This is a genomic window from Pseudomonas brassicae (assembly GCF_010671725.1).
Taxonomy (GTDB): Bacteria; Pseudomonadota; Gammaproteobacteria; order Pseudomonadales; family Pseudomonadaceae; genus Aquipseudomonas; species Aquipseudomonas brassicae.
The window spans coordinates 1-2,367 of the sequence record NZ_JAAHBU010000307.1; the positions used below are offsets into that span (position 1 = coordinate 1).

Consider the following 2,367-nt stretch of genomic DNA (forward strand, 5'->3'; position numbering starts at 1 on the left):
CGGCGATCACCACGCGTTCCCCGCCCTTGAGCCCTTCACCCACCACCACCTTGCCGGTGAGGTAGCGCACCACCTTGACCTTGTGCAGGTTGACCTTGTTGTCCTCGCCCACCAGCCACACGGCCGGGTCGTGCACATCCTTGGTCAGCGCCGACCACGGCAGCTCGACGCTCGGAGTGCCCTGGGCCTTGGCCGTGGCACTCACCACCGAGCCCAGCTGCATGGCGGGCGGTACGTTGCTCAGGGCTACTTTTACCTGCACCGTGCCACTTTGTGCCGACACCGTCGGGGTGACCTCGCGCACCTGACCCTGGGCTTGTACCGTGGGGTCGTCGAGCAGGCTGACGGTGATGCTCTGCTGGCTTGGCGGGGCCATCAGCAGCGACTCGTACACGTTGAACACCGCATCACGTTCGCCGTCACGGGCCAGGGTGAAGATCGGCACAGTGGCCTGCACCACCTGGCCGACCTCGGCCTGGCGCGCGGTGATCACACCGGGGGCCTCGGCAATCAAGGCGGTATAGCTCAGTTGCTCGCGGGCGTTGGCCAACTGCGCCTGGGCGGCCTTGAGCGCACTCTGGCTGCTGCGTAAGGCGGCCTGGGCCGAATCGTATTCGCTCTGGCTGGTGTAGCCCTTGGGCAAGAGCTTCTGCTGGCGCACGAAGGCGGCAGCGGTCTGGGTGACGCGGGCCTGTTCGGCGAACACCTCGGCCTTGGCCGAGTCGACGTTGGTCTGCAGGTCCTTGGGGTCCAGGCGCGCCAGCACCTGGTTGGCGCTGACGTGGTCACCGACGTCCACGCTGCGCTGGACGATCTTGCCGCCCACGCGAAACGACAGGTCGGCCTGCACGCGGGCCTGCACATCGCCGGTGAGCGTCACCGACGCGGCAAAGTCGCCGGGCTCGACCTGCTGCACGGCGACTCGGGGCAGCTCGGGCGCAACGGCTTTCTTCTCGCCACAGCCGCCGAGCACAAGGGCGAGCCCCAGGCAGGCAATCAGGTGGGGGGGGCGACGGCATCATGCGGGCTCCTTGCGTGGGTCGGACCGGTTGGTAGATGCGACTGTTAGCGTAGATCAGGGTTCCGCCCGTCGCTTGTTCCGGGGGCAATTCTTGAACGCGGTGGTTTAGGTAATACTGTGGCGCATTACCGCCTGCCCCAGGACGCCCCGATGCTGACCACCCTGGCCATTGCCAACTACCGCTCGATCAACCACCTGGTGCTGCCGCTGGGCCGGTTGAACGTGATCACCGGGCCGAACGGCAGCGGCAAGTCCAACCTGTACAAGGCCCTGCGCCTGCTGGCGGAAACCGCGCGGGGCGGGGTGATCAATGCGCTGGCCGCCGAGGGCGGGCTGGAGTCGACGTTCTGGGCCGGGCCCGAAGTCATCAGCCGACGCATGCACAGTGGCGATGTCACCATCGAGGGCACCCGCCGCAATGAAGCCAAGCGCCTGCGCCTGGGCTTTGGTTGCGAAGACTACGGCTACGCGATCAGCCTGGGCATTCCCGAACCGACACTGTCGATGTTCGCCCTGGACCCTGAAGTGAAGCGCGAGGGCATCTGGGCCGGGGCGCTGTGCCGGCCGGCCAGCCTGCTGGTGCAGCGCAAGGGGCCGATGGTGAAGGTGCGTGACGGCCGCGAATGGTCGGTGGTGGCGCAGCACACCTCGGGGGCCGACAGCCTGTTCGACCAGGTCGGCAACCTGAGCAGTTCGCCAGAGGTACTGGTGTTGCGCGAGCAGATTCGGGGCTGGCGCTTCTATGATCATTTCCGCACCGACAGCCAGGCACCGGCGCGCCGGCCGCAGTTGGGTACGCGCACGCCGGTGTTGCACCATGACGGCCGGGACCTGGCGGCGGCGCTGCAGACGATCATCGAGATAGGCGACCCCGAAGCGTTGCAGGCGACCCTCAGCGATGCATTCCCCGGGGCGCGCCTGGCGATCGATGCGACGCTGGGTGGCCAGTTTGGCCTGCTGTTCCATCAGGAGGGATTGCTGCGCCCGCTGTCGGCGGCGGAGCTGTCGGACGGCACCTTGCGCTACCTGTTGCTGGTAGCGGCGCTGCTGACGCCCAGGCCGCCGAGCATGATGGTGCTCAACGAGCCGGAGACCAGCCTGCACCCGGATCTGTTGCCGGCGCTGGCACGCCTGATCGTGCGCGCATCGCGGGACTGTCAGGTGTGGGTGGTGTCGCATGCCGCGCGCTTGATTGCGGCGCTGGAGCGTGAGGCGCAGAGCAACTGCATCGTGCTGGAGAAGGTGCTGGGGCAGACCCGGCTGGTGGGGCAAGGGCGGCTGGATGAGCCGGCGTGGCGGTGGCCGGAGTAATACTGCCAGTACGGTGTTGCGCCCTTCGCTGGCAA

General features: G+C 67.6%; 2 protein-coding genes. One reads left to right on the top strand and one right to left on the bottom strand.

Going from position 1 to position 2,367, the window contains the following annotated elements; translation table 11 throughout:
• Window positions 1-1,000, bottom strand: a 1,000-nt coding sequence (locus G3436_RS19590; RefSeq protein ID WP_163948336.1) for an efflux RND transporter periplasmic adaptor subunit, incomplete at its 3' end; no start/stop codon positions are given.
• 171 nt (window positions 1,001-1,171) lie between these two features.
• Between G3436_RS19590 and G3436_RS19595 the strand changes: the two genes are divergently transcribed.
• A complete protein-coding gene (locus G3436_RS19595) occupies window positions 1,172-2,332 on the top strand; it encodes an AAA family ATPase (RefSeq protein WP_163948333.1) in 1,161 nt (386 codons plus the stop codon).
• Window positions 2,333-2,367: the final 35 nt, after the last annotated feature.

Excerpts from the sequence above, each read along its gene's own strand:
- G3436_RS19595 (WP_163948333.1), top strand. The coding sequence starts at position 1,172 with ATGCTGACCACCCTGGCCATTGCCAACTACCGCTCGATCAACCACCTG.